This window comes from Streptomyces sp. NPDC032940, assembly GCF_040636935.1.
GTDB lineage: Bacteria > Actinomycetota > Actinomycetes > Streptomycetales > Streptomycetaceae > Streptomyces.
This window is the reverse complement of sequence record NZ_JBEZVJ010000002.1, coordinates 37,590-60,886: the sequence shown is the minus strand read 5'-3', so window position 1 is coordinate 60,886 and position 23,297 is coordinate 37,590. Positions and strand designations below refer to the sequence as shown.

Below are 23,297 nucleotides of genomic sequence, written 5' to 3'. Positions count from 1 at the left end.
CTTGACAAACCAATTCATCAGTCAGTAACCGACATGTCGTGCGCGTATAGCCTGAACGTAGCCTGATCAGCGGAAACGGGAGACGAGGAGAGCGCTTTTGACGAGGGTGGACACGCCGGTGGCCGCGGGAGGCGTCCAGTCGGCACCCCGGCCGGGCCTGCGCGAACGCAAGAAACTGCGCACCCGGGACACGCTGCTGCGCTCCGCCCTGGAGCTGTTCACCGAGCGCGGCTACGAGGAGACGACCGTAGACGACATCGTCGAGGCCGCCGACGTCTCGCAGCGCACCTTCTTCCGCTACTTCGCGAGCAAGGAGGAGGCGGCGTTCTTCGTGGCCCGGCTCGCCGAGTCGCACTTCGTGGCCGCCGTGGCGCGCCGGCCGCCCGCCGAGGCGCCGCTGGAGGCGCTGCGCGGCGCGCTGGTCGAGAGCTGGGACACCATCGGCGAGGCCGTCGGGCAGCTGGTGCCGCTCGAGCTGCACATGCGGTTCTACCGGCTGATCGAGTCGACGCCCGCGCTGCTCGCCGCCCATCTGCGGCGCGCGACCGAGCTGGAGGACGAGATCGCCCGCATCGTCGCCGCCCGCGAGGGCCTCGACCCGGACGCCGATCCGCGGCCGCGCGTGGTCGTGGCCGTCTTCGGGGCGGTCATGCGGGTGACGGAGCGGATCTGGTCCGAACGGGACGACGCCGGTCTCGCGGCGCTGCGCGATCTGACGGCTTCGTACCTCGACCAGGTGGAACCCGCGCTCACCGGGAGCTGGCGGAGAACCCCGTAGCACAGGCACGAAACGTGATCCGTGTCACTTGGTTCACGCGTGACCCTGCCGTTCTCCTAGGGTGTCCTCCCAGTGACTTCCTTCGACACCTCCCCGCACGTGAACGTCTGGCGCGCTCTGCTCGCTCTGGCCGTGGTGTTCGTGATGCTGGCGACCACCGGCTGGACCGCGCTGCGCAACCAACGGGGGCCCACGGCGCTCGAAGCGTCGGTCACGGCCTGGGAGCACGGCCGGGTGGACGGGCGCCGGCTGCCCGACGCACAGGCGGCTCCCGCCCGGCTGTCCCGCTTCTTCGCCTCGCTCACCGCGGCCCAGCGCGCGAGCCTGGCCCGCCGCTATCCCCTGGCCGTCGGAAACATGAACGGCGCACCCGTCGAGCTGCGCTACCAGGCCAACCGCGCGGCGCTGCGCAAGGCACGCACGGTCGAGGCGCGGCGCATGCACGACCAGCGCCTCTCCCCCGCCGGGCAGCGCGAGGCGGGCCTGCGCATGCACCGCTACGAGTCGCTGCTCGACCCCGGCCGCCACATCCTGGCCTTCGACCCGGCGGGCTCGGGCCGGGTCGCCGAGGTGTTCGGGGACCTGGACCGCGCCGAGCGGGTGTCCGTCGTCGTCCCCGGCGTCGACACCGAGCTGCTCACCTTCCAGCGCACCGACCGCAAGTACTCGGCGCCCGCCGGCATGGCCGAGTCGCTGTACGCGGCCGAGCGCGCCGCGAGCCCGGCCACGCGCACGGCGGTGATCGCCTGGGCCGACTACACCTCCCCCAGCGGCCTCGGCATGGAGGCGGCCACCGCGACGCGCGCCGAACACGGTGCCGTCCGGCTGAACGCGCTGCTGCGGGCGCTGCCCGGCCGCGCGCCCGTCTCGCTGTTCTGCCACAGCTACGGCTCGGTCGTGTGCGGCGTCGCGGCCGACGCGCTGCCCGCCAGGGTCAGCGACATCGCCGTGGCCGGCAGCCCCGGCATGCGGGTCGAGAAGGCCTCCGGCCTGCACACCTCCGCCCATGTGTGGTCGATGCGGGACGCCGACGACTGGATCCAGGACGTGCCGTACCTGGAGCTCGGCGGGCTGGGCCACGGGGCCGACCCGGTGTCCGCGGCGTTCGGGGCGCGGGTGCTGTCGGCGCGGGGCGCCGAGGGGCACGCCGGGTACTTCGTGCCGGGCACCGAGAGCCTCGAGAACTTCGCCGGGATCGGCGTTGGCGCATACCGCACACTGGCCTGCGCCGGCGAAGACGGCGCCTGCCGGGTGGGTTTGTCCGCAGCGGTGACGTCCGGACGCGCGTAGAGGAGCAGAAACTCCGGTTTGCACGGGGAGGGGACGAAGAAGCGCGTGCCGCATACGATGAGCCGCATGGGTGACGTACTGGCCGGATTTCATGCCGCCTGGGAGTTCGAGTCCGACTCCGTGCTCATCCGCTACGAACGGGGGATTCGAACACCCAAGCTGTTCCAGGCCCTGGGGGAACGCCGCGTCCCGCTGGAGGCGCTCGCCGGGGTGACGCTGACGCCCGGGAAACGCGGCACCGTCGTGCTGCGCGCCGAGCCGCGCCCCGGCGCCGATCCGCTGATGGAGGCGGCGGCCGGTCAGCTCAAGGAGGGCTGCGACCCGTACCGGCTGGTCCTGCCCGCCGAACGGGAGACCCTCGCGGAGTACTACGCCGACGAGCTGCGCGGCATGCTGGGCGAGACCGGCAAGACCGAGCGGTACCTGGTGGCGGCACCCGAGGCGCCGCTGCATTTCAAGGCGTACGACGGCAAGGCGTCCTTCGACGGTACGGCGGTGACGTTCCGCTGGTCCTGGACGGGCGCGTCCTCGGCGAAGTGGAAGGCCGGCGACCAGAGCTTCCCGGTGGCCGCCCTCGGCGGCGTGGAGTGGCGCTCCCCCGAGGCCTTCGAGGGATACCTGCGGCTGCTGCCGCGCGACGCCTCGGCGGTCGCCCCGCAGGTCGACCAGGATCCCGCGGCGGTCGTGTTCGGGCTCGGGTACGGGCCGGTGCACGAGTCACTGCCGTTCGCGGCGGCGGTGCTGGCGGCGGTACGGACGCAGGGTGCCGGGGCGCCGGTTCCGGTGCCGGCGCCCCGGCGGGACCCGGCGGACATCGCCGAGCGGATCCGGCATCTCGGGGAACTGCACCAGCAGGGGCTGGTGACGGACGAGGAGTTCTCCTCGAAGAAGGCGGAGCTGCTCGCGGAGCTGTGAGGCGTCCGCCGGGTGCGGCCGTGTCGCCGGGGGCGGGTGGTGGCGGGTTGCCCGCCCAGTTCGCCGTGCCCCTCGGTTCCTCTACTCACGTCCGGCGGACGTGAACGTCATGTCCGCGTAGCGGTCCCCCGCGACCTTGCCCGCGATCGGTTCCAGCAGGGACAGTTCCCCGTCCGTCAGGGTAATACCCGTCGCCGCCGTGTTCTCCTCCACCCGCGCCGGCTTCCGTGTGCCCGGGATCGGGACGACCGGCAGGCCGTGCACCTGTGCGCGCTGCTGGGCCCAGGCCAGGGCGATCTGGCCGAGGGTCGCGCCGTGGGCGTCGGCGACCGTGCGGACCGGTTCGAGCAGGGCCGCGTTGGCCGCCGCGTTGTCGCCGGTGAAGCGGGGCTGCTGACGGCGGAAGTCGTCGCCGGCGAGTCCGTCCGTGCTGGTGACGGCGCCGGTGAGGAAGCCCCGGCCCAGCGGCGAGTAGGACACCAGGGCGACGCCCAGCTCGGCGGCGGCCGGTACCACGCCCGACTCGATGTCCCGGCTGAACAGCGACCACTCCGACTGGACGGCCGCGATCGGGTGCACGGCGTGCGCCGCCCGCAGTTCCGCGGCGGTGACCTCGCTCAGGCCCAGGTGCTTGACCTTGCCCTCCCGGACCAGCTCGGCCATCGCGCCGACGGTCTCCTCGATCGGCACGTTCACGTCACGACGGTGCATGTAGTACAGGTCGATCACGTCGGTGCCGAGGCGCTCGAGACTCGCCTCGACGCACTCGCGGACGTACGGCGGGTCGTTGCGGATCGTGCGCTTCGTCGGGTCGACGTGGTCCAGGGAGAGCGCGAACTTGGTCGCGAGGACGACCTCGTCGCGGTGCGCCCGCAGGAACGGCGCCAGGAACCGTTCGTTCTCGCCGAGCCCGTAGACGTCCGCCGTGTCGTAGAGCGTGACGCCCAGCTCCAGCGCGCGCTCCAGCGTCGCCCGGGACTGGTCCGCGTCCGACGGGCCGTACGCGAAGCTCATGCCCATGCAACCGAGGCCCTGGACGCCCACCTCCGGGCCGCCGTCGCCGAGCCCCACCGTCGGGATCCTGCTGTCGGTCATCGGGTCCCCTCCCCGTCGCGGGTGCGGCCCGCGTCGCCGTAGAAGCTGATCTTGCGGTCGAGTACCGCGAGGGTGTCCTGGAGTTCCGCGATGCGGGTCAGGACGTCGCGGCGGGTGGACTCCAGGAGTTCGCGCCGGTCGAGGTACGTGCTCTCGCCCTCGCGGACCAGCTCCGCGTACCGGACCATGTCGGCGACCGGCATGCCGGTCATGCGCAGCTTGCCGACGAAGTCGAGCCAGTCGAGGTCGCGGTTGCTGTAGCGGCGCTGGCCGGTGTGCGAGCGGTCGATGGTGGACATCAGGCCGATCCGCTCGTACCAGCGCAGGGTGTGGGCCGTCAGCCCGGTGAAGGCGGCGACCTCGCTGATGGTGTAGCGGTCCTGGCCGTCGGGGCGCGGGTGGCGCCGGGGCGGGGCAGCGCAGATGTCCGGCGTGGTGGCGTTCGGCCGGACGGGCCCGGCCGTGGTCTGCATCACCGTCATGACCCACACGCTATGACCTTGGAGTGCACTCCAGGCAAGCACGGCAGGTGAGAAATGGGCGGGACAGCCGGTCGAGCCGGTCGCTAGCGTGCACGGCATGACTCTCGTACGCCGTGCCGTGGCCGAGGACGCGCGGGAAGTGCTGCGCCTGCGCCAGGTGATGATCGATTCCATGGCCCGGTCCGATCCCTCCACGGAGTGGCACGCCGAGTCCCTGCCCGTGCTGCGGGACAGACTGGCCGAGCCGGACGGCACCTTCGCGGCGTTCGTCGTGGACCACCCGGAGCGGCCGGGCGCGCTCGCTGCCCTGGTGGCCGGGACGCTCGACTACCGCATCGGCGGGGCGCGCAATCCGCTCGGCACCGACGGCTACGTGTTCAGCGTGGCCACCGACCCGGACGCGCGCCGCCGCGGGTACGCGCGTGCCTGTGTGGAAGCCCTGCTGGAGTGGTTCCGGGAGCGCGGCGCCCGGCGGGTCCGCCTCACCGCGTCAACGGAGGCCGAGCCCATGTACCTGGCGCTGGGCTTCACGCCCAAGCCGGACCCCTTGCTGGAGCTGACGCTCTGAGCGCTTAGGCTCGACGGCATGTCGCTGAAGAGCCTCGCGCTGATCGAGAACTGGCCGGTCCCCACCGCCGCGGCGGGTGCCGTCCGCGCCGACGGCACGGTCCTCGGCACCCACGGCCCCGTCGGGCGGCGCTTCCCGCTCGCCTCGGTCACCAAGCCGCTCGCGGCGTACGCGGCGCTGGTCGCGTACGAGGAGGGCGCGATCGAGCTGGACGAGCCCGCGGGTCCGCCCGGGGCGACGGTCCGTCACCTCCTCGCCCACACCTCGGGGCTGGCCTTCGACGAGCACAAGGTCACCGCCCCGCCCGGGGAGCGCCGGCTGTACTCCAACGCCGGTTTCGAGCAGCTCGGCGACCACATCGCGAAGGCCACGGACATCCCGTTCGCCGAGTACGCGCGCCAGGCGGTGCTGGAGCCGCTGGGCATGACGGACACCACCCTGGACGGCTCCCCGGCGAAGGACGGCGTCTCGACGGTGGACGACCTCCTCCGCTTCGCCGCCGAGGTGCAGGCACCGCGCCTGCTCGACCCGCGCACGGTCGCCGAGGCGATGACGGTGCAGTACCCGGGCACCAAGGGCGTGCTGCCGGGCTACGGCCACCAGAACCCCAACGACTGGGGGCTGGGATTCGAGATCCGGGACGGCAAGTCCCCCCACTGGACGGGCGCTTCGTCCTCGCCCCGCACCTTCGGGCACTTCGGCCAGTCGGGCACGTTCCTGTGGGTCGACCCGGACGCCGGCGTGGCCTGCGCGGCCCTGGCCGACCGCGCCTTCGGACCGTGGGCGGTCGAGGCGTGGCCGCCGTTCACGGACGCGGTGCTCGCCGAGGTCTAGGGCATCTCCCACACCAGCAGCTCGGCGTCGGTCACCGCGAGCGCCTCCGCGTCCTTCGCGTCCGTGAGCCGCGCCGCGTCACCGGCGTCCAGTTCCTCGTCGTCCAGGCGTACGGTGCCGCGTACGACGTGGACGTAGACGTACGGCGCGTACGGGACCGCCGTCCGCTCGCCCGCCGCCGGGCGGCGCACATGGAGCACGGCGCCCGCCTCCGGGACGGCGTACGGGGTGGAGTCGGCGATGCCGCGGACGATCTCGTAGGCCGGGTCGCCGCCGGGCTCGGCCGGGGCCAGCCACATCTGGACGAAGGTCAGCGGCGCCGGGCCGTCGTTGCGCTCGACGTGGCGGACGCCGCCCGCCGAGCTGAGCCGCTGCACGTCGCCGGCGCGCACCAGCGTCTCGTGGCCCGCGCTGTCCCGGTGGGTCAGCTCGCCCTCCACCACCCACGTCACGATCTCGGTGTGGCTGTGCGGGTGCTCGTCGAAGCCGGCGCCGGGGGCGAGGCGCTCCTCGTTGCAGGCGATCAGCGCGCCGAAGCGCAGGTTGTCGGGGTCGTAGTGGGGGCCGAAGGAGAAGGCGTGGTGCGACTCGATGCCGGCCGAGCGGTCGCCGCCTGGGTAGCGCTCGTCGGCGCGCCGTACGTCCATCACGCCGTCCACCGTAGACCCGGCGGCACGCCCGCCCGTCCGGATAAGGCACTCTTGTCCCCGTGCCCGAACCCGAAACCAGCAAGCCCGAGCCCACGCCGCGCCCCGTCCATCCGCACACCGCGACCCTGAAGCGGCTGGAGCAGTCCTCCGGATCGCTCGCCGCGCAGGCGATCGCGCGGATGGACGAGACGCTGCCGTGGTACCGGGCGATGCCGCCGGAGAACCGTTCCTGGATCGGGCTGGTGGCCCAGGCCGGCATCGCCGCCTTCACCGAGTGGTTCCGGCACCCGGACGCCCCGCAGGCCATCTCCACCGACGTCTTCGGCACCGCCCCGCGCGAGCTGACCCGGGCGATCACGCTGCGGCAGACCGTCGAGATGGTGCGGACGACGATCGAGGTGATGGAGTCCGCGATCGACGAGGTCGCCGCCCCCGGCGACGAGTCCGTGCTGCGCGAGGCGCTGCTGGTCTACGCCCGGGAGATCGCCTTCGCGACCGCCCAGGTGTACGCGCAGGCCGCCGAGGCACGCGGTGCCTGGGACGCGCGGCTGGAGTCGCTCGTGGTGAACGCCGTGCTCAGCGGCGAGGCCGACGAGGGGGCCGTGTCCCGGGCGGCGGCGCTGGGCTGGAACTCCCCCGAGCACGTGTGCGTGGTGCTGGGCACCGCCCCCGACGGGGACTCCGAGCTGACCGTGGAGGCCATCCGGCGCGCCGCCCGGCACGCCAAGCTCCAGGTGCTGACCGGCGTGCTCGGGGACCGGCTGGTGGTGATCGCGGGCGGCAGCGACAATCCGCTGGCCGTCGCGAAGTCGCTGATCGGGCCGTTCGCGCCGGGGCCCGTGGTGGCCGGTCCGGTGGTGCCCGACCTGCTGGCCGCGACCCGGTCCGCGCAGGCCGCCGCGGCCGGGCTCAAGGCCTGCACCGCCTGGCAGGACGCGCCGCGCCCGGTCCTCGCGGACGATCTGCTGCCGGAGCGCGCGATCGCCTCCGACCCGTCGGCCCGCGAGCAGCTGGTGGAGGAGATCTACAGACCGCTGGAGGACGCCGGGGCCGCGCTCCTGGAGACGCTCAGTGTCTATCTGGAGCAGGCGAGCAGCCTCGAAGGCGCCGCCCGGATGCTCTTCGTTCACCCGAACACCGTGCGCTACCGGCTCCGACGTGTGACTGACGTCACCGGCTGGTCACCCTCTGATGTACGGTCTGCGTTCACCCTGCGGATCGCGCTGATCCTGGGGCGTCTGGCCGATGGAGATCCGCAACTCTAGAGTTTTGTCGGGGGCCCACAAAACCCCCTCGTGTTCTTCGTCCTTGTCCCCACGGGCGGTCGTGGCCGTCCTCAAGAGAGAGTGTGAGAGTGCTCGTACTCGTCGCTCCCGGCCAGGGCGCCCAGACGCCCGGCTTCCTGACTGAATGGCTCGAACTCCCCGGCGCCGCCGACCGCGTCGCCGCGTGGTCCGACGCCATCGGACTCGACCTCGCCCACTACGGCACGAAGGCCGACGCGGACGAGATCCGCGACACCTCCGTGGCGCAGCCGCTGCTGGTCGCCGCCGGACTCCTGTCCGCCGCGGCACTCGGTGACGTGGCGCCGGGCGCGGTCGCGGGCCACAGCGTCGGCGAGATCACCGCCGCCGCCTTCGCGGGCGTCCTCGACGACACCGCCGCGCTGACCCTCGTACGCCGTCGGGGCCTGGCCATGGCCGAGGCCGCCGCGGTGACCGAGACCGGCATGTCGGCGCTGCTCGGCGGCGACCCGGAGGTGAGCGTGGCGCACCTGGAGAAGCTCGGCCTGACCCCGGCCAACGTGAACGGCGCGGGCCAGATCGTGGCGGCCGGCACCCTGGAGCAGCTCGCGGCGCTGAACGAGGACAAGCCCGAGGGCGTCCGCAAGGTCGTGCCGCTGAAGGTGGCCGGCGCGTTCCACACGCACCACATGGCGCCCGCGGTGGACGCGCTCGCCGGGGCCGCCGAGGAGCTGGCGCCGGCCGACCCGAAGCTCACGTACGTCTCCAACAAGGACGGGCGGACCGTCGCCACCGGCGCCGAGGTGCTGGAGCGTCTGGTCGGCCAGGTCGCCAACCCGGTCCGCTGGGACCTGTGCATGGAGACCTTCAAGGAGCTCGGCGTCACCGCGCTGATCGAGGTGTGCCCCGGCGGCACCCTGACCGGCCTGGCCAAGCGCGCGCTGCCCGGTGTGAAGACGCTGGCCCTGAAGACCCCCGCCGATCTCGACGCGGCCCGCGCGCTCGTCGCCGAGCAGGCCTGACAAGGAGCCCGAGAGCATGCCGAAGATCAAGCCCAGCAAGGGCGCCCCGTACGCGCGCATCCTCGGCGTGGGCGGCTACCGTCCGACGCGGGTGGTGCCCAACGAGGTGATCCTCGAGAAGATCGACTCGTCCGACGAGTGGATCCGCTCGCGCTCCGGCATCGAGACGCGGCACTGGGCCTCGCCCGAGGAGACCGTCGCGGCGATGTCGGTCGAGGCGTCCGGCAAGGCCATCGCGGACGCCGGGATCGACGCCTCGCAGATCGGTGCCGTGGTCGTGTCGACCGTGTCGCACTTCAGCCAGACCCCGGCCATCGCCACCGCGATCGCCGACAAGCTCGGCACGGACAAGGCCGCCGCCTTCGACATCTCGGCGGGCTGCGCGGGCTTCGGCTACGGTCTGACGCTGGCCAAGGGCATGATCGTCGAGGGCTCCGCCGAGTACGTCCTGGTCATCGGCGTGGAGCGGCTGTCCGACCTGACCGACCTGGAGGACCGGGCCACGGCCTTCCTGTTCGGCGACGGCGCGGGCGCTGTCGTGGTCGGTCCCTCCCAGGAGCCGGCGATCGGCCCCACGGTCTGGGGCTCGGAGGGCGACAAGTCCGAGACGATCAAGCAGACGGTCCCCTGGGACCGCTTCCGGATCGGCGACGTCTCCGAACTGCCCCTGGACGGCGACGGCAACGTCAAGTTCCCCGCGATCACCCAGGAGGGCCAGGCGGTGTTCCGCTGGGCCGTGTTCGAGATGGCGAAGGTCGCCCAGCAGGCGCTGGACGCGGCCGGGATCAGCTCGGACGACCTGGACGTCTTCATCCCGCACCAGGCCAACGTGCGGATCATCGACTCGATGGTGAAGACGCTGAAACTGCCGGAGCACGTCACGGTCGCCCGTGACATCCGCACCACCGGCAACACCTCGGCCGCCTCGATCCCGCTCGCGATGGAGCGGCTCCTGGCGACCGGTGAGGCGAAAAGCGGCGACACCGCGCTCGTCATCGGCTTCGGGGCGGGTCTCGTCTACGCCGCGACGGTCGTTACTCTCCCCTAGGCACTCCGTGCCGGATCATGCGGTCCGGGGCGGGACACAAGAGCCACACACCCTCTGGAACATCTACGAAGGAGCGCCGCCATGGCCGCCACTCAGAAGGAGATCGTCGACGGTCTCGCCGAGATCGTGAACGAGATCGCCGGTATCCCGGTTGAGGACGTCCAGCTGGACAAGTCCTTCACCGACGACCTGGACGTCGACTCGCTGTCCATGGTCGAGGTCGTCGTCGCCGCCGAAGAGCGTTTCGACGTCAAGATCCCCGACGACGACGTCAAGAACCTCAAGACCGTCGGCGACGCGACCGACTACATCCTCAAGCACCAGAGCTGATCGACCGATCACTGCCTCTGGGCTGACTGCCCCGCCACCCGGCGGTGGCGCCGTACGAATCCGTATCCCGTTGGAGAAAGAATTCCCGTGAGCTCGACCAATCGCACCGTGGTCGTCACCGGTATCGGCGCAACCACACCGCTGGGTGGCGACGCAGCCTCTACCTGGGAGGGCCTGGTGGCCGGCCGTTCCGGCGCCAAGCCCCTCGAGCAGGAGTGGGCCGCCGACCAGGCGGTCCGTATCGCGGCCCCGGCCGCCGTGGACCCCTCCGAGATCATCCCGCGTCCCCAGGCCCGCCGGCTGGACCGCTCGGCGCAGTTCGCGCTGATCGCCGCCCAGGAGGCGTGGAAGGACGCCGGCTTCACCGGCAAGGCCGGTGAGGACGGTTCCGTCGACCCCGACCGGCTCGGTGCGGTCATCGCCTCCGGCATCGGCGGCGTGACGACCCTGCTGGACCAGTACGACGTGCTCAAGGAGAAGGGCGTCCGCCGCGTCTCCCCGCACACCGTGCCGATGCTGATGCCGAACGGCCCCTCCGCCAACGTGGGTCTGGCCGTGGGCGCCCGGGCGGGCGTGCACACGCCGGTCTCCGCCTGCGCGTCGGGCGCCGAGGCCATCGGCTACGCCATCGAGATGATCCGCTCCGGCCGTGCCGACGTCGTCGTCGCGGGTGGCACGGAGGCGGCGATCCACCCGCTGCCCATCGCCGCGTTCGGCAACATGATGGCGATGTCCAAGAACAACGACGACCCGCAGGGCGCGTCGCGTCCCTTCGACACCGCCCGGGACGGCTTCGTCCTCGGCGAGGGCGCCGGCGTCCTCGTGCTGGAGTCCGCCGAGCACGCCGCCGAGCGCGGTGCCCGCGTCTACGCGGAGGCCGTCGGCCAGGGCATCTCCGCCGACAGCCACGACATCGTGCAGCCGGAGCCCGAGGGCCGCGGCATCTCCGCCGCCCTCCAGCACCTGCTGGACCGCACCGACCTGAACCCGGCGGAGATCGTGCACGTCAACGCGCACGCCACGTCGACGCCGGCCGGTGACATCGCCGAGCTGAAGGCGCTGCGCAAGGTCTTCGGCGACGACGTGGACCACATGGCGGTCTCCGGCACCAAGTCGATGACCGGTCACCTCCTCGGTGGCGCGGGCGGCGTGGAGTCCGTCGCGACGGTGCTCGCCCTGTACCACCGGGTGGCTCCGCCGACCATCAACGTCGAGAACCTCGACCCGGAGGCGGAGGCGACCGCGGACATCGTGCGCGGTGAGGCCCGGAAGCTGCCCGTCGAGGGGCGTATCGCCGCGCTGAACGACTCGTTCGGGTTCGGTGGGCACAATGTTGTGCTGGCGTTCCGGACGGTCTGAGTGACGTCCGTACGGACCTGAGAGGGCCCCCACCACCGGTGGGGGCCCTTTCGTGTGCGGCGGCGTCGACGCCGGGGGTTACGCGCTCACACCACCTGGTGGAGCCAGCGGACCGGGGCGCCCTCGCCCGCGTAGCGGAAGGGTTCCAGTTCGTCGTCCCAGGGCTTGCCGAGGAGCTTGGCGATCTCCTTCTCCAGGTCGGTCTCGCCGGCCTGGGAGCGGGTCAGGGCGGCGCGCAGCCGGTCCTCGGGGATCATGATGTCGCCGTGGATGCCGGTGACGGCGTGGAAGATGCCGAGGTCGGGGGTGCAGCTGTAGCGCTCGCCCTCCGCTGTGGCGGACGGCTCCGCGGTGACCTCGAAGCGCAGCATCTGCCAGCCGCGCAGCGCGGAGGCGAGTTTGGAGGCGGTGCCGGCCTGGCCCTGCCAGGAGAACTCCGAGCGCCAGGTGCCGGGCGAGGCGGGCTGCCGGATCCAGTCCAGGGCGACGCGGGTGCCGAGCACCCCGGCGACGGCCCACTCGACGTGCGGGCAGAGCGCGCGCGGCGCGGAGTGCACGTACAGAACTCCACGGGTCGTCACCGGAACCTCCGGGCTGAGCGGGACATCTCGGAACGGGTGGAACGGCCGTGACCGGCCGGGTCACATGAGGGCGAGGCTACCGTGCGACGGCGCAAGGAGTGTGACGTACCGTCGGTCCCGGTGCCGGGAAACTCCCGGCATTCACCCGGCAGGACGCTTGTGCGGGCGTACGGCGCCGCTCGGCCGACGCCGGGAACCCTGGCGCGGTGTCATGGGTTGAGGAGTCGGAGGCACGAGACGAGGGACGGTACGGGCATGGGGCAGGGGACGGTTCGCGGGAGGCCGCGCCGGTTGCGCCGTTCGCGTGTCGTGCTCGCCGCGGTGAGCGCAGCCGTCCTGGGCCTGGCCGGCTGTGACGCGGTCGGCGGCGACTCCCCCGCCGCCTCCGGCACCGGCACCGGCCGGCCGTCCCCGAAGCCCACGCCGGACTGGGACACCAGCCCGGCGTCGGTCGCCGCGGTGGGCGACTCCATCACGCGCGGCTTCGACGCCTGCACGATCCTGTCGGACTGCCCGGAGGTGTCGTGGGCGACCGGCAGCAGCGCGGAGGTCGACAGTCTGGCCGTGCGGCTGCTGGGCGCGAAGGCGGCCTCACGCAGCTGGAACTACGCGGTCACCGGGGCCCGGATGGCGGATCTGACCGGGCAGATGACGCGGGCGGCGGCGCGGAGGCCGGAGCTGGTGACGGTGATGGTCGGGGCCAATGACGCCTGCCGGGCCACGGCCGACGCGATGACCCCGGTGGCCGACTTCCGGGCCCAGTTCGAGGACGCGATGCGCACGCTGCGCGGGACGCTCCCCAGGGCGCAGGTGTACGTGGCCGGCATCCCGGACCTGAAGCGGCTGTGGTCCGAGGGGCGCACCAACCCGCTGGGCAAGCAGGTGTGGAAGCTGGGCATCTGCCCGTCGATGCTGGCCGACGCGGACGCCGTGGACCCGGCGGCGACGCTGCGGCGCAACACGGTGCGGGACCGGGTGGACGACTACAACGAGGTGCTGCGGGACGTCTGCGCGAAGGACCGCAGGTGCCGCACCGACGGCGGCGCGGTGCACGCCTACCGGTTCGGCACCGGCCAGCTGAGCCAGTGGGACTGGTTCCACCCGAGCGTGAACGGGCAGGCCCGGCTGGCGGAGATCGCCTACCGCGCCGTCACCGCGAAGAACCCCTGATGAGACCGCGCCTCCGGCGGGTTCCCGGCGTGTCCTAGAGTTCCGCACATGAACGAACTCTTCGGCACACTTTCCGACGGCACCCCGGTCCACCGCTGGACCCTGGAGCGGGCCGGCGTGCGGGTGCGGGTGCTGACGTACGGCGGGATCGTGCAGTCGGCGGAGGTCCCGGACCGGGACGGGCGCACCGCGGACGTGGTACTGGGGTTCGCGGACCTGGACGGCTATGTGACGCACCCGGAGCCGTACTTGGGCGCGCTCGTCGGCCGGTACGCCAACCGGATCGCGGGCGGCCGTTTCCCGCTGGACGGGCGGACGTACGCGCTGGCGCTCAACAACGGGCCGAACTCGCTGCACGGCGGCGAGAGGGGCTTCGACAAGCGCGTGTGGGACGCGGAGCCCGTCGAGCACGGCGTGCGCCTCAGCCGGGTCAGCCCGGACGGCGAGGAGGGCTTCCCGGGCCGCGTGGAGTTCTCGGCGACGTACACGCTGGACGCGTCCGGGGCGCTGCGGATCGCCTACGAAGCGGTCACCGACGCGCCGACGGTGCTGAACCCGACCAACCACAGCTACTTCGATCTGAGCGGCTCCGGTCACGCGGGCGGCCACGAGCTGTGGATCGCCGCGTCCCGGATCACGCCGGTCGACGCGGACCTGATCCCTCGGGGTGCGCCCGTCGAGGTGGCGGGGACGCGCTTCGACTTCCGCGAGGCCCGCAAGGCGGGCACGGGCTACGACCACAACTTCGTCCTCGACAAGGGCGTGACAAAGACGGCGGTGCCGGTCGCCGAGCTGTACGACCCGGCGTCCGGGCGCGTGCTGACGGTGGAGACGACCGAGCCCGGTCTGCAGCTGTACACCGCGGACCATCTGGACGAGCCGTTCGCGCCGGGCGCGGGCATCGCGCTGGAGACGCAGCACTTCCCCGACTCGCCGAACCGGCCGGACTTCCCGAGCACCGTGCTGCGGCCGGGCGAGGTGTTCCGTTCGGAGACGGTGTACGGGTTCTCGGCGCGGTAGCGGTCGCGCGGACGGGGCGGCGCCGGCGCTCGCGTGAGCCCCGGCCCGGCCGTCAGGTCCCGGACCGGGGCTGTCCCGCGGGGGACGTACACGACCGTCCCGGTTCGACGGTAATCGCCGCGGTGGCCCCGGGGTCCGCGAAGCGGGCTTCGGTGCGCGGTCCGTACGAACCTTTCACAAACGCCCGGCGCGCCCGGCGGGGTCCGTGAACGCATCGCCGGAGGCGTCGTCGCCGGACGGGTCGGCGGCGCCCTCGCGGGTCTCCTCGCCCAGCAGCTCGCGGGCGAGGAGCGTGGCGCCCGCGACCGCGCCCGGCATCAGGAACACGGCGACGAACGGCACCAGGAAGGCCACGCCCAGCGGTGTGCCGAAGCCCCAGACCAGCGTCTTGCGGGAGCGGAGCAGGGCGAGGCGGTCGCGCAGCTCGACCCCGCGGCGCTGGAGGGCGACGGCGGCCAGCTCCTCGGTGAGGAAGAAGCCGGTGACGAAGAAGCCGATCACCGGCACGACCGTCTGGCCGACGACCGGGATGAAGCCGGCGGCGAAGAGCAGCACGCCCCAGACGGCGGCGCGCAGCACGATGCGCAGGCTGTCGCGGCCGGAGATCCACAGCTCGCGCCAGAGCGGTAGGCCGGACTCGGGCGCGGTGCCGTCCGGGGAGACGTCCCGGTCGACCCGCTCGGAGAGGTTCTCGTAGAAGGGCTGTCCGACCAGCAGCGTGACCGCGGTGAAGGTGAGGACGGCCAGGAGCAGGGCGAGGGCGAACAGGACGGCGGTGAGGAAGCCGCGGAAGAGGCCTGACCAGGGGCTCGTCCAGTCGTCGGCGAAGGGGGTCGCCCAGGCGACGACGTCATCGCCCCACAGCGCCAGTGCGACCAGCACGCCCAGGTACAGGAGGAGGGTGATCAGGCCCGGGACGAGCCCGAACCCGTAGCTCCTGCCGTGCCGGGCAACCCAGCGCTGGCCCTTCAGCAGATGGCCGAATCCCGCCCCAAGATCACGCATGGGCGGCACTCTACCGGGCGACGCAGGCCGCACCCCCGGCCCGTGGCGGGTGCGGCCTCCGTCGTGCGGGCGGGGTCCGGTCAGACGAGCGTCACGGTGATGTTGCCGCGGGTCGCCTTGGAGTACGGGCAGACCTGGTGGGCCTTCTCGACCAGGGACCGCGCGGTGGCGGCGTCCACGGACGGGATCGCGGCGGAGATCTCGACGATGATGCCGAAGCCCTCGTCGTTCTTGCCGATGCCGACCTTCGCGGTGACGGTCGAACCGGAGACGTCGGCGCCCTCCTGGCGGGCGACGACGGCGAGCGCGCCCTGGAAGCAGGCGCTGTAGCCGGCCGCGAACAGCTGCTCGGGGTTGGTGCCGTCGCCGCTGCCGCCCATCTCCTTGGGCGGGTTCACGACCACGTCGAGCTTGCCGTCATCGGTGGCCACGCGCCCGTCGCGCCCGTTCTCGGCGGTGGCGACGGCGGTGTACAGGACCTCGGACTGCTGGATCGGCATGCGGGTGTCTTCCTCCTCGGTCCGCCGTGACTCGCGCCCACGATCACGACGGATTTCGGAATGACGCTACCGCATGCCGGAAATCCAGTGAAGGTCCGTCCGGGTCCGGACGGCCCCCGTACCGGCTCAGAGCTTGACGATCATCTTGCCGGTGTTGTCGCCGCGCAGGACGCCGAGGAAGGCCTCGAGGGTGTTCTCGACGCCCTCGACGACCGTCTCGCGGTACTTCAGCTCGCCGGAGCGGACCCAGGGGCCGACCTCCTGGACGAACTGCGGCTGGAGGTCGTAGTGGTCGCCCACCAGGAAGCCCTCGATGCGACCGCGGGTCTGGATGAGCCGTGCGAGGTTCTTCGGGCCGGGGGCGGGCTCGGTGTTGTTGTAGACCGAGATCGCTCCGCAGATCGCGATGCGGCCGTCCCGGTTGAGGGAGCCGATGGCGGCCTCGAGGTGGTCGCCGCCCACGTTGTCGAAGTAGACGTCGATGCCGTCCGGGGCGGCGGCGCGCAGCTGCTCGCTCACCGGGCCCGCCTTGTAGTTGAAGGCGGCGTCGAAGCCGTACTCGTCGAGGAGCAGCTTGACCTTCTCGTCGGAACCGGCCGAGCCGATGACCCGCGAGGCGCCCTTGAGCCTGGCGATCTGGCCGACCTGGCTGCCGACGGCACCGGCGGCGCCGGAGACGAACACCGCGTCGCCCTCCTTGAAGGAGGCGGTGCGCAGCAGCCCGGCGTAGGCGGTGAGGCCCGTCATGCCGAGCACGCCCAGGTACGTCGACAGCGGCGCGGCCTCCGGGTCGACCTTGACGGCGTGCTTGGCGTCCAGGACGGCGTACTCGCGCCAGCCGAAGAAGTGCAGGACGTGGTCGCCGACGGCGATGCCCTCGGCGTCGGAGGCGACGACCTCGCCGACGGCGCCGCCCTGCATGACCTTGCCCAGTTCGTAGGGCTCGGCGTAGGACTTGGCGGCGCTCATGCGGCCGCGCATGTACGGGTCGACGGAGAGGTACCGGTTGCGCACCAGGACCTGGCCGTCGCGCGGCGTGGGCACCTCCGCCTCGACGAGGGCGAAGTCCTTCGGCTCGGGCCAGCCGACCGGGCGGCTGACCAGGTGCCATTCGCGGTTGACGGTGGGGAGGGCGGGGGAGTCGGCCATGGGGGGCGCCTTTCCTCGGGGGGAGTGAGGTGTTTCAGGTCGTGAAACAACCATGCGACTGAACATTTCACGTTGTCAAACAACTGGGTACCCTGGATTCCATGGCTACACCACGCGATTCCTCCCGCCGACCCGACGCGCTCACCCTCGAAGTCGTCGAGCTGATCGGCGAGGTCGTGGCCCGCTTCCACGCGGACTACGAGGAGGCCGCGGCGGAGCTGGCGCTGACCGGGGCGCAGGCCAGGCTGCTCAGTCTGCTGTCGCTGGAGCCGCTGCCGATGCGGAAGCTGGCGCAGCGGCTGAAGTGCGAGCCGTCGAACGTGACGGGGATCGTGGACCGGCTGGAGACGCGGGGACTGGTGGAGCGGCGGCCGGATCCGGCGGACCGGCGCGTCAAGGTGGCGGCGGCGACGGAGGAGGGGCGCCGGGTGGCCCGGGGGCTGCGGGAGTCGCTGCACTTCGCCCGGGAGCCGCTGGCGGGGCTGTCGGAGGGGGAGCGGGTCGCGCTGCGGGATGCGTTGCGGAGGGTCGTCGGGGAGGACTGAGCGGCCCGCCTTGCGGTCCCACGGCGCGGGGGCCGTGCCACACCCGTGGCGATCGATGTCCTGATCGGTTCACGGTGCCGTACCGGCCGCATCCCCGTCGCCCGTCCCGACGAGCCCGCGAAGACCGGCGCGCCGCGCTGGACGTTCAACGACGAGTCGGGCGACTGCCACACCTGGCTGACGGCCACCGACGGCGCCCACGTGTTCGCGCCGCACGGCACGGAGCCGCACGCGCCGCGGCCCGAGTGCCTAGGTGCACCACCACAGGAAGCGGTCGCAGGTCTCCGTGGGGGTGGGCTCCGGGTCCGACGGGGGTGGGGCGGGGGTGGTGGACGGGGGGTCCTCGGGGGTGGACGGCGAGTCCGAGGGCGGGGTCGCCTCCGGGGCCGGCGCGGAGGGCCGGGAGCCGGGGGTCGTCGGGGGCCTGGACTCCGTCGTGCCCGGGGAGGGGGACGCCGACGGCGAGGCCGAGGGGGACGCCGAGGGCGAGGCGTCCGGGGACTCGGAGGGCGAGGGCCGGGCCGGTCGTGAGGTGTCGCCGGCCGGGACCGCCGACGCCTCCCCCACCTCGCGCGTCGACGCGCCGTCCGCCGTCTCGCCCCCGGCGGCCGCCGGCCGGGACGGGGAGTCCGGGGCGTCCATGCCGAGTTCGGCGAGGCTCAGCCCGCCCGCCGCGAGGACGAAGCCGGCGGCGACGAGCAGCGTCCGGCGGCGCCGGCGGCGGTGTGCGGCGGCCTTGCGGTCCCGGCGGCTCGCCCTGCCACCGCCCGTCGGCCGCGCGTCGCCGGGGGCCTCGTCGGCGTCCGGTGCGCGTTCCTCATCGGGCGTCACACGGCCGTCGGATATGGGCAGTTGCTCGACAGGAGTGCCGCACCCAGGGCAGGCGAGGGCGCCGTTGAGGTGCCGTCGGCACGGGTGGCAGAAGTCCATGACGCGGGAAGGTTAAGTTCCGCGAGGGGCGCGTTCCTAGCCATGGCTGTGAAGGTTGTGTGGGAAAGCGGCCGGAGGCGCTCCGCCCCTGCTTTCGAAACTGCCGAAACCGTTACCTGTCCGACCCATTGACACCCCCGCCGCACCCTCCTTACTGTCACGCCAGCATTTCGAACGGCTGACGAAATATCGAACAGAGCGAAGGGCAACCGCCGTGCGCATCACCGGAATCAGCACACACGTGGTCGGGACGCCGTGGCGCAACCTGACGTACGTCCAGGTGCACACCGACGAGGGCCTCACCGGAGTCGGTGAGACCCGGATGCTCGGCCACACCGACGCGCTCCTCGGTTACTTGAAGGAAGCCGAGGTCAACCACATTCTCGGCTCCGACCCGTTCGCTGTCGAGGACCTGGTCCGCCGCATGAAGTACGGCGACTACGGCCGCGCCGGCGAGATCGTGATGTCCGGGATCGCCGTCGTCGAGATGGCCTGCTGGGACATCAAGGGCAAGGCTCTCGGGGTCCCGGTCTGGCAGCTGCTCGGCGGCAAGGTCACCGACAAGGTCAAGGCGTACGCCAACGGCTGGTACACGACCGAGCGCACCCCGGAGGCGTACCACAAGGCCGCGCAGGGCGTGATGGAGCGCGGGTACCGGGCGCTGAAGATCGACCCGTTCGGCACCGGGCACTTCGAGCTGGACCACGAGCAGACCCTGTACGCCGTGTCGCTGATCGAGGCCGTGCGCGACGCCATCGGCCCCGAGGCCGAGCTGATGCTGGAGATGCACGGCCGCTTCTCCCCCGCCACCGCCGTGCGGCTCGCCAAGGAGATGGCGCCCTTCAAGCCGGCCTGGCTGGAGGAGCCGGTGCCGCCGGAGAACCTGCGGGCGCTGAGGAAGGTCGCCGAGAAGGTCGACATTCCCGTCGCCACCGGTGAGCGCATCCACGACCGGATCGAGTTCCGCGAGCTGTTCGAGGACCAGTCGGTCGACATCATCCAGCCGGACGTCGGCCACATCGGCGGCATCTGGGAGACGCGGAAGCTGGCCGCCACCGCCGAGACCCACTACACGCTCGTCGCCCCGCACAACGTCGGCGGTCCCGTGCTCACCGCCGCCAGCCTCCAGGTCGGCTTCACCTCTCCGAACTTCAAGATCCTGGAGCACTTCAACGACTTCGCCGACGCGGAGATCAAGAAGGTCGTGAAGGGCGCGCCGGTGGTGGATCCGGAGGACGGGTGCTTCCACCTGTCCGACGCGCCCGGGCTCGGCGTGGAGCTGGACACCGACGCGGCGGCCGAGTTCCCGCAGCAGCAGGCCCGGTTCGACCTGTGGGCCGAGGGCTGGGAGCAGCGCAAGCCCAAGGGAGCGGGGGCATGAGCCGCGCGGTCGTCGTCGAGGCGCCGGGCGAGCACCGGCTCGTGGCGCACCGGCCGCGCGACCCCGGCCCGGGCGAGGCGCTGGTGCGGGTGCACGCCGCCGGGATCTGCGGCAGCGACCGCGAGGTCTACCAGGGCAACCGGCCCGAGGGGTACGTGCGGTACCCGCTCACCCCCGGCCACGAGTGGTCCGGGACCGTCGAGACGGTCGGCGCCGGGGCACCGGCGTCCCTGGTGGGCCGCAAGGTCGTCGGCGAGGGCTTCCGCAACTGCCAGGTGTGCGCCCGGTGTCACGCGGGCGAGACCACCTTGTGCGGCGCCGGGTACGAGGAGACCGGCTTCACCCAGCCGGGCGCGATGGCTCCCACGCTGACGCTGCCCGCCCGTCTCCTGCACGTCCTGCCCGACGACGCCGACCTGACGGCGGCCGCGCTGCTGGAGCCGGCCGCCTGCATCGCGGCCGCCGCGCTCAAGGCGAACGCCCGCCCCGGCGAGCGGGTCGCCGTCGTCGGCACCGGGACGCTAGGCATGTTCGCCGTGCAGTTCCTGCGCGCCGCCTCCCCGGCCGAGCTGCTGGTGGTCGGCACCCGCGGGGACCGTGAGGCGCTGTCGAGGCGGTTCGGGGCGACCGGCTTCCGGACCAAGGACCAGCCCCTGCCGGACGACTTCGACGTCGTGATCGAGACCGCCGGTTCCGCGGACGCGGCCCGCGTCTCCGCGGCGCTGCTGCGCAGGGGCGGGCGCCTGGTGCTGACCGGCATCCCCGCGCCCGGCGCCGGCGGCCTCGACCCGACCGACCTGGTGGTGCGTCAGCTGGAGGTGCACACGGTCTTCGGGGCGCCGCCGGAGGCGTGGGCGCACACCGTGCGGGTCTTCGCCGCCGGTCTGCTCGACCCGCTTCCGCTGGTGACGCACGAGCTGCCGCTCACCGAGTTCGCCGAGGCCATCGAGCTGGTCGGGGCCGGCGACCCGAAGGTCGGCAAGGTGCTGCTGCGCCCCTGAAGCCGTACGCCGGTACGGGGGCGACCTGACGGCCTCCGTACCGGCGTGCACCCAACGACCCGAGCTTTCCGTACCCTTCGCCGCGAACCCTGTCCGGCATTTCGAACAGGCGCATCGGGGCGGCTCATCGAACACGAAGGACAGCCCGTGACCGACTCTTCCGCCCAGGCAGCGGTCCCTTCCGCCCAGGCCGCGGTGGCCCGCAGACCCGGTGAGCAGGCGCTCGCCGCCCTCGGCCTGACCGCGCCCGCCCTCGACCCCGCCGACGCCTCGCCGCACTCCTTCCCGGGCGGTGGCCGCTGGCGCACCGAGGTCCCCTCCTGCGAGGGGCCGGAGGCGCTGGCGGTGGTGCTCAAGGAGTCCTCGCGGCTGGACGTGCCGATCCACCGGATCAGCCAGGGCAGCGGTGTGTGGATGCTGACGGACGCCGAGATCACCGAGATGGTCGAGGTCACCGCCGCACGCGACATCGAGCTCTGCCTGTTCACCGGCCCGCGCGGCACCTGGGACATCGGCGGTTCCACCCGGACCGACTCCGGCGGCGCGGGCCTCAGGGCGCGCGGCCACGACGCGGTCGCGGGGTGCGTCGAGGACGCCGTACGGGCGACCGAGCTGGGCGTCCAGTGCCTGCTGGTCGCCGACGAGGGCGTGCTGTGGACGCTGCACCGGGCGCGGTCGGCCGGAATCCTGCCCGCCGGGACCACGCTCAAGCTGTCCGCGCTCGTGGGCCCCGTCAACCCGGCCTCCTACGAGGTGTACGAGCGGCTCGGCGCCGACTCGATCAACGTGCCCAGCGATCTGACGCTGGACCACCTGTCCGAGATCCGGCGGGTTTCGGCCGCGCCGATGGACATGTACATCGAGGCCCCCGACGACCTCGGCGGCTATGTGCGCATGTACGAGGTCGCCGAGCTGATCCGGCGCGGGGCCCCGCTGTACCTGAAGTTCGGCCTGTCGAAGGCGCCGGGGATCTACCCCTACGGGCACCACCTGCGGGAGCTGACGCTGGCGACCGCGAAGGAGCGGGTGCGGCGCGGCCGGCTGGCCCTGGATCTGCTGGAACGGCACGGCGCCGGCGGGGACATGGCACCGCTCGGTTCGCGGCTTCCGGGATCGCTCAACCGGTTCGAGATCTCGTCATAACGTTCCGGAAACCCCCTTCACAAAAGAAGACACGACCGCGCACAATCCCACACACCTGCCTCTCGGTCGTCCCACCCTCAGCGTTCCCAGCGTTCCGGCACCACCACCCGACCGAGCCCTGCACCCACATCAAGGATGATGACCATGCGCAACCGCAGAGCCGCACTCTCCGCCATCGCCTCGGCCGCCACTCTCGCCCTCACCCTGACCGCCTGCGGCCAGAACAGCGAGGGGGGCAGCGAGGACAAGGGCGGCAGCGACGGCGCCACCATCGGCATCGCGATGCCCACCAAGTCCTCCGAGCGCTGGATAGCCGACGGCGCCAACGTCGAGAAGGAACTGAAGGCCAAGGGGTACAAGACCAAGCTCGTCTACGGCGAGGACGACCCCGACCAGCAGGTCTCCCAGATCGAGAACATGATCACGCAGGGCGTGGACGCCCTGATCGTCGCCGCGATCGACAACAAGTCCCTGGGCAACGTGCTCCAGCAGGCCAAGGACGCCGACATCCCGGTGATCTCCTACGACCGGCTGATCCTCGGCACCGAGAACGTCGACTACTACGCCTCGTTCGACAACGAGAAGGTCGGCGAGCTCCAGGGCGGCTACATCATCGACAAGCTCGGCCTGAAGGACGGCTCCAAGAAGGGCCCCTTCAACATCGAGCTGTTCGCCGGCTCCAACGACGACAACAACACCAAGTACTTCTTCCAGGGCGCGATGAACGTCCTGAAGCCGTACATGGACAAGGGCCAGCTCGTCGTCCGCTCCAAGCAGACCGCCCTCAACCAGGTCACCACCCTGCGCTGGGACGGCGGCACCGCGCAGAAGCGCATGGACGACCTGCTGACCTCCAGCTACCGCAGCGCCCGCGTCGACGCCGTCCTCTCGCCGTACGACGGCATCTCCATCGGCATCCTGTCCGCCCTGAAGTCGGACGGCTACGGCTCCGCCGGCAAGGCCATGCCCGTCGTCACGGGCCAGGACGCCGAGGTCGCCTCGGTGAAGTCGATCATCGCGGGCGAGCAGACGCAGACCGTCTACAAGGACCTGCGCCAGCTCGCCAAGGTCGCCTCGAACATGGTCGACGCGGTGCTCAACGACAAGAAGCCCGAGGTCAACGACACCAAGTCCTACGACAACGGCTCCAAGGTCGTCCCGGCCTACCTGCTCCAGCCGGTCAGCGTCGACAAGGCCAACTACAAGCAGGTCCTGATCGACGGCGGCTACTACACCGAGAACGACCTCAAGTAACCG

25 protein-coding genes are annotated in these 23,297 nt (G+C 72.1%); 17 read left to right on the top strand and 8 right to left on the bottom strand.

Annotated elements, in window-relative coordinates:
- Positions 1-97: 97 nt before the first annotated feature.
- The 3 genes from AB0E77_RS02870 (at position 98) to AB0E77_RS02860 (ending at position 2,983) form a co-directional block, all read left to right on the top strand.
- Positions 98-778: a TetR family transcriptional regulator gene (locus tag AB0E77_RS02870; protein ID WP_361564581.1), complete on the top strand. Its 681-nt coding sequence runs from the start codon at positions 98-100 to the stop codon at positions 776-778.
- A 72-nt stretch (positions 779-850) separates the two neighbouring features.
- On the top strand, positions 851-2,068 hold the full coding sequence (locus AB0E77_RS02865; RefSeq protein WP_361564579.1) for an alpha/beta hydrolase family protein: 1,218 nt from the start codon (positions 851-853) through the stop codon (positions 2,066-2,068).
- 66 nt (positions 2,069-2,134) lie between these two features.
- The gene (locus tag AB0E77_RS02860) at positions 2,135-2,983 is read left to right on the top strand and encodes a DUF4429 domain-containing protein (RefSeq protein ID WP_361564576.1); all 849 of its coding nucleotides are present in this window, start codon (positions 2,135-2,137) and stop codon (positions 2,981-2,983) included.
- A gap of 81 nt (positions 2,984-3,064) precedes the next feature.
- Here AB0E77_RS02860 and AB0E77_RS02855 read toward each other — a convergent pair whose 3' ends face one another.
- Together AB0E77_RS02855 and AB0E77_RS02850 are read right to left on the bottom strand one after the other, a co-directional pair.
- The gene (locus tag AB0E77_RS02855) at positions 3,065-4,078 is read right to left on the bottom strand and encodes an aldo/keto reductase (protein WP_361564573.1); all 1,014 of its coding nucleotides are present in this window, start codon (positions 4,076-4,078) and stop codon (positions 3,065-3,067) included.
- The gene (locus AB0E77_RS02850) at positions 4,075-4,560 is read right to left on the bottom strand and encodes a MerR family transcriptional regulator (RefSeq protein ID WP_361564571.1); all 486 of its coding nucleotides are present in this window, start codon (positions 4,558-4,560) and stop codon (positions 4,075-4,077) included. Before AB0E77_RS02850 ends, AB0E77_RS02855 begins: the two co-directional genes overlap by 4 nt.
- A gap of 97 nt (positions 4,561-4,657) precedes the next feature.
- Here AB0E77_RS02850 and AB0E77_RS02845 point away from each other — a divergent pair, with 97 nt between their 5' ends.
- Positions 4,658-5,128 (top strand): GNAT family N-acetyltransferase, encoded by a 471-nt coding sequence (locus tag AB0E77_RS02845; RefSeq protein WP_361564568.1) that lies wholly within the window; start codon positions 4,658-4,660, stop codon positions 5,126-5,128.
- 18 nt (positions 5,129-5,146) lie between these two features.
- Positions 5,147-5,962, top strand: coding sequence for a serine hydrolase domain-containing protein (locus AB0E77_RS02840; RefSeq protein WP_361564565.1), 816 nt, complete (start codon positions 5,147-5,149; stop codon positions 5,960-5,962).
- Here the strand turns inward: AB0E77_RS02840 and AB0E77_RS02835 are convergent.
- Positions 5,959-6,609, bottom strand: a complete 651-nt coding sequence (locus AB0E77_RS02835; protein WP_361565573.1) for a pirin family protein — start codon at positions 6,607-6,609, stop codon at positions 5,959-5,961. The genes AB0E77_RS02840 and AB0E77_RS02835 overlap by 4 nt on opposite strands.
- 62 nt (positions 6,610-6,671) lie before the next feature.
- Between AB0E77_RS02835 and fasR the strand changes: the two genes are divergently transcribed.
- From fasR to AB0E77_RS02810, 5 genes are all read left to right on the top strand, one after another.
- Positions 6,672-7,877 carry a fatty acid biosynthesis transcriptional regulator FasR gene (gene fasR / locus AB0E77_RS02830; RefSeq protein ID WP_361564563.1) on the top strand — a complete coding sequence of 402 codons (1,206 nt, stop codon included), beginning with the start codon at positions 6,672-6,674 and terminating at the stop codon, positions 7,875-7,877.
- A gap of 89 nt (positions 7,878-7,966) precedes the next feature.
- Positions 7,967-8,878: an ACP S-malonyltransferase gene (locus tag AB0E77_RS02825; RefSeq protein WP_361564560.1), complete on the top strand. Its 912-nt coding sequence runs from the start codon at positions 7,967-7,969 to the stop codon at positions 8,876-8,878.
- A gap of 16 nt (positions 8,879-8,894) precedes the next feature.
- Positions 8,895-9,926: a ketoacyl-ACP synthase III gene (locus tag AB0E77_RS02820; protein WP_361564556.1), complete on the top strand. Its 1,032-nt coding sequence runs from the start codon at positions 8,895-8,897 to the stop codon at positions 9,924-9,926.
- An 81-nt stretch (positions 9,927-10,007) separates the two neighbouring features.
- Positions 10,008-10,256 (top strand): acyl carrier protein, encoded by a 249-nt coding sequence (locus AB0E77_RS02815; protein WP_077795951.1) that lies wholly within the window; start codon positions 10,008-10,010, stop codon positions 10,254-10,256.
- Between the two features lie 87 nt (positions 10,257-10,343).
- A complete protein-coding gene (locus AB0E77_RS02810) occupies positions 10,344-11,615 on the top strand; it encodes a beta-ketoacyl-[acyl-carrier-protein] synthase family protein (protein WP_361564553.1) in 1,272 nt (423 codons plus the stop codon).
- An 86-nt stretch (positions 11,616-11,701) separates the two neighbouring features.
- On the opposite strand, the gene AB0E77_RS02805 is transcribed toward AB0E77_RS02810, so the two are convergent.
- Positions 11,702-12,196 (bottom strand): DUF3145 domain-containing protein, encoded by a 495-nt coding sequence (locus AB0E77_RS02805; RefSeq protein WP_361564550.1) that lies wholly within the window; start codon positions 12,194-12,196, stop codon positions 11,702-11,704.
- A 255-nt stretch (positions 12,197-12,451) separates the two neighbouring features.
- On the opposite strand from AB0E77_RS02805, the gene AB0E77_RS02800 reads away from it, so the two are divergent.
- Positions 12,452-13,366, top strand: a complete 915-nt coding sequence (locus AB0E77_RS02800) for an SGNH/GDSL hydrolase family protein (protein WP_361564547.1) — start codon at positions 12,452-12,454, stop codon at positions 13,364-13,366.
- A 48-nt stretch (positions 13,367-13,414) separates the two neighbouring features.
- Positions 13,415-14,386, top strand: a complete 972-nt coding sequence (locus AB0E77_RS02795; RefSeq protein ID WP_361564544.1) for an aldose epimerase family protein — start codon at positions 13,415-13,417, stop codon at positions 14,384-14,386.
- Between the two features lie 174 nt (positions 14,387-14,560).
- Here the strand turns inward: AB0E77_RS02795 and AB0E77_RS02790 are convergent, their stop codons facing one another.
- From AB0E77_RS02790 to AB0E77_RS02780, 3 genes are all read right to left on the bottom strand, one after another.
- Positions 14,561-15,391 (bottom strand): EI24 domain-containing protein, encoded by an 831-nt coding sequence (locus tag AB0E77_RS02790; RefSeq protein WP_361564541.1) that lies wholly within the window; start codon positions 15,389-15,391, stop codon positions 14,561-14,563.
- Between the two features lie 80 nt (positions 15,392-15,471).
- A complete protein-coding gene (locus tag AB0E77_RS02785) occupies positions 15,472-15,891 on the bottom strand; it encodes an organic hydroperoxide resistance protein (RefSeq protein WP_361564538.1) in 420 nt (139 codons plus the stop codon).
- Positions 15,892-16,017: 126 nt separating this feature from the next.
- Entirely contained in the window at positions 16,018-17,040 is a 1,023-nt protein-coding gene (locus tag AB0E77_RS02780; RefSeq protein ID WP_361564536.1) for an NADP-dependent oxidoreductase, read from the bottom strand.
- Between the two features lie 101 nt (positions 17,041-17,141).
- Between AB0E77_RS02780 and AB0E77_RS02775 the strand changes: the two genes are divergently transcribed.
- Positions 17,142-17,585 carry a MarR family transcriptional regulator gene (locus AB0E77_RS02775; RefSeq protein WP_361564533.1) on the top strand — a complete coding sequence of 148 codons (444 nt, stop codon included), beginning with the start codon at positions 17,142-17,144 and terminating at the stop codon, positions 17,583-17,585.
- A 249-nt stretch (positions 17,586-17,834) separates the two neighbouring features.
- Here AB0E77_RS02775 and AB0E77_RS02770 read toward each other — a convergent pair whose 3' ends face one another.
- Positions 17,835-18,515: a hypothetical protein gene (locus AB0E77_RS02770; protein ID WP_361564530.1), complete on the bottom strand. Its 681-nt coding sequence runs from the start codon at positions 18,513-18,515 to the stop codon at positions 17,835-17,837.
- Between the two features lie 214 nt (positions 18,516-18,729).
- On the opposite strand from AB0E77_RS02770, the gene AB0E77_RS02765 reads away from it, so the two are divergent.
- From AB0E77_RS02765 to chvE, 4 genes are all read left to right on the top strand, one after another.
- Positions 18,730-19,896: a mandelate racemase/muconate lactonizing enzyme family protein gene (locus AB0E77_RS02765; RefSeq protein WP_361564527.1), complete on the top strand. Its 1,167-nt coding sequence runs from the start codon at positions 18,730-18,732 to the stop codon at positions 19,894-19,896.
- Entirely contained in the window at positions 19,893-20,897 is a 1,005-nt protein-coding gene (locus AB0E77_RS02760) for an alcohol dehydrogenase catalytic domain-containing protein (protein WP_361564525.1), read from the top strand. Before AB0E77_RS02765 ends, AB0E77_RS02760 begins: the two co-directional genes overlap by 4 nt.
- Positions 20,898-21,044: 147 nt before the next feature.
- Positions 21,045-22,040, top strand: coding sequence for a hypothetical protein (locus AB0E77_RS02755; RefSeq protein ID WP_361564522.1), 996 nt, complete (start codon positions 21,045-21,047; stop codon positions 22,038-22,040).
- 144 nt (positions 22,041-22,184) lie between these two features.
- Complete coding sequence (chvE, locus tag AB0E77_RS02750; RefSeq protein ID WP_361564520.1) at positions 22,185-23,294, top strand: multiple monosaccharide ABC transporter substrate-binding protein; 1,110 nt, start codon at positions 22,185-22,187, stop codon at positions 23,292-23,294.
- The last annotated feature ends 3 nt before the right edge of the window (positions 23,295-23,297 follow it).